The organism is Caecibacter sp. AF58-12pH5A, from assembly GCF_027681725.1.
In the GTDB taxonomy this organism is placed as follows: domain Bacteria; phylum Bacillota; class Negativicutes; order Veillonellales; family Megasphaeraceae; genus Megasphaera; species Megasphaera hominis.
Genome location: NZ_JAQDBC010000004.1, coordinates 1 through 3,183 on the forward strand (window position 1 = coordinate 1; position 3,183 = coordinate 3,183).

The 3,183-nt window shown below is 53.0% G+C and carries 1 tRNA gene and 1 rRNA gene; both read right to left on the reverse strand.

From position 1 onward, the window contains the following. A 23S ribosomal RNA gene (locus tag PGX44_RS03010) occupies positions 1 to 2,913 on the reverse strand. Between the two features lie 102 nt (positions 2,914 to 3,015). After that, positions 3,016 to 3,091, reverse strand: a tRNA-Ala gene (locus PGX44_RS03015). Positions 3,092 to 3,183: the final 92 nt, after the last annotated feature.

Consider the following 3,183-nt stretch of genomic DNA (forward strand, 5'->3'; position numbering starts at 1 on the left):
AAGTCAAGTCCTCGGTCTATTAGTACCGGTCCGCTCCGTACATCGCTGTACTTCCACTCCCGGCCTATCAACCACATCGTCTCTGTGGGACCTTACTTGCTTGCGCAATGAGAAACCTCATCTCTAGGCTGGTTTCACGCTTAGATGCTTTCAGCGTTTATCCGTCCCCGACGTAGCTACCCAGCTGCACGGCTGGCGCCATGACTGGTACACCATTGGTCGGTCCACTCCGGTCCTCTCGTACTAGGAGCAGCCCCTTTCAAGTTTCTTACGCCCGCGATGGATAGGGACCGAACTGTCTCACGACGTTCTGAACCCAGCTCGCGTACCACTTTAATGGGCGAACAGCCCAACCCTTGGGACCTACTTCAGCCCCAGGATGTGATGAGCCGACATCGAGGTGCCAAACCTCCCCGTCGATATGGACTCTTGGGAGAGATAAGCCTGTTATCCCCAGGGTAGCTTTTATCCGTTGAGCGATGGCAATTCCACTCTCTGCCACCGGATCACTAAGCCCGACTTTCGTCCCTGCTCGACCTGTCCGTCTCGCAGTCAAGCTCCCTTCTGCCTTTGCACTCTGCGTGCGGTTTCCGTCCGCACTGAGGGAACCTTTGGGCGCCTCCGTTGCTCTTTCGGAGGCGACCGCCCCAGTCAAACTGCCCGCCTGAGACTGTCCGAAGACTCGTTACGTCTTTCGTTAGAATTCCAATAAAACAAGGTTGGTATCCCACCATTGGCTCTGCGTATACTGGCGTACACGCTTCTCCGCCTCCCAACTATCCTGTACATCTTCTACCAGAATCCAATCTCAGGTTACAGTAAAGCTCCATGGGGTCTTTCTGTCCAGTCGCGGGTAACCTGCATCTTCACAGGTACTTCAATTTCACCGGGTCCCTCGTTGAGACAGTGCCCAAATCGTTACACCTTTCGTGCGGGTCGGAACTTACCCGACAAGGAATTTCGCTACCTTAGGACCGTTATAGTTACGGCCGCCGTTTACTGGGGCTTCAATTCTCTGCTTCGCTTGCGCTAACAAGTCCTCTTAACCTTCCAGCACCGGGCAGGTGTCAGCATCTATACTTCAGGTTTCCCTTTCGCAGACGCCTGTGTTTGTGGTAAACAGTCGCTTGGGCCTCTCTTCTGCCGCCCGTTCATGCTCCGAGCGCTTCTGCTCTTCACACTCTCCGGGCTATCCTTTTCCCTAAGTTACGGATATATTTTGCCGAGTTCCTTAACGAGGGTTTTCCCGCGCACCTTAGAATTCTCTTCCTGCCTACCTGTGTCGGTTTGCGGTACGGGTGGCAGTTCTCTCACTAGAAGCTTTTCTTGGCAATCGAGTCCCAGCCCCTTCGTTTCTGTCTCCAGAAACTCCCCATCGCATCTCGGCTTTCAGAATGACGGATTTGCCTGTCATTCAACCTACCTGCTTGGACATGCGCTTCCAACCGCATGCGCGCCTTCCTTCTTGCGTCACTCCCTCGCTCAAACGAGAACTGTCAGTACAGGAATTTCAACCTGTTGTCCATCTCCTACGCGTCTTCGCCTCGGATTAGGTCCCGACTTACCCTGGGACGACGAGCGTTGCCCAGGAACCCTTTGGCTTTCGGTGGAAAGGATTCTCACCTTTCTTTTCGCTACTCATACCGGCATTCTCTCTTCCTGCCTGTCCACCTGTCCTTCCGGTCAGGCTTCTCCCATGCAGGAACGCTCCCCTACCCAACTGACTATTGTCAGTTGCCAAAGCTTCGGTTCCGTACTTTAGCCCCGGTCATCTTCGGCGCAGAGTCTCTCGACCAGTGAGCTATTACGCACTCTTTTAATGGTGGCTGCTTCTGAGCCAACATCCTGGTTGTTTTCGAAATTCCACATCCTTCGCCACTTAGTACGGCATTGGGGACCTTAGCTGTTGGTCTGGGCTGTTTCCCTCTTGACTACGGGTCTTATTACTCGCAGTCTGACTCCCATGTATAAGTACAGCCATTCGTAGTTTGATTAGGTTCAGTAGCCGGATAGGCCCCTACCCTGTTCAGTGCTCTACCGCCTGTACTCTCACCATGAGGCTAGCCCTAAAGCTATTTCGGGGAGAACCAGCTATCTCCACGTTCGATTGGCATTTCACCCCTACCCACATCTCATCCAAAAGCTTTTCAACGCTCACTGGTTCGGTCCTCCACACATTTTTACCTGTGCTTCAACCTGGACATGGGTAGATCACTGTGGTTTCGGGTCTATTCCATCCAACTTTTCGCCCTGTTCAGACTCGCTTTCGCTGCGGCTCCACATTTCCTGCTTAACCTCGCTGGATGAAATAACTCGCCGGTTCATTCTTCAATAGGCACGCCGTCGCACGAATAATGTGCTTCGACTGCTTGTAGACATACGGTTTCAGGTTCTCTTTCATTCCCCTCCCGGGGTTCTTTTCACCTTTCCCTCACGGTACTATGCGCTATCGGTCCATATCAGTATTTCGCCTTGGAGGGTGGTCCCCCCTGCTTCCCACAAGGTTTCTCGTGTCTCGTGGTACTCTGGATCCTGCTCCCTGCCGTTGCTTACGCTTACCGGGCTCTCACCGTCTCTGGCTCAGGTTCCCACCTGATTCTGCTTCACGCTGGCAGTTTACTGCAGTCCGCAACCCCGTTCCGGTTTCCCGGATCGGTTTGGGCTCTGCCCCGTTCGCTCGCCGCTACTTGGGGTATCTCTGTTGATTCCTTTTCCTCCGGCTACTTAGATGTTTCAGTTCACCGGGTGCCCTTCCTCATAGAGGATGACAGCACTCCTGCTGCCGGGTTTCCCCATTCGGAGATCTGCGGGTCAATGGTTACTTGCACCTCACCGCAGCTTATCGCAGCTTATCGCGTCCTTCTTCGGCTGATATGGCCAAGGCATCCGCCGTACGCCCTTACTTACTTGACTTTCGTCTTGATTATTCTAAGGTTCGTTAAGTCTCTTTTTTTAAAAAGAGGTATTTCTTTCTTTTCTATGCAGTTGTCAAGGTACAAATCCAAAAAGAAAAATTGGTGGAGATGAGGAGAATCGAACTCCTGACCCCCTGCTTGCAAGGCAGGTGCTCTCCCAGCTGAGCTACACCCCCATTGAATGGTCTTCCTCTGGTGAGAAAAACCGTGGTGGGCCTAGGTGGACTTGAACCACCGACCTCACGCTTATCAGGCGTGCGCTCTAACC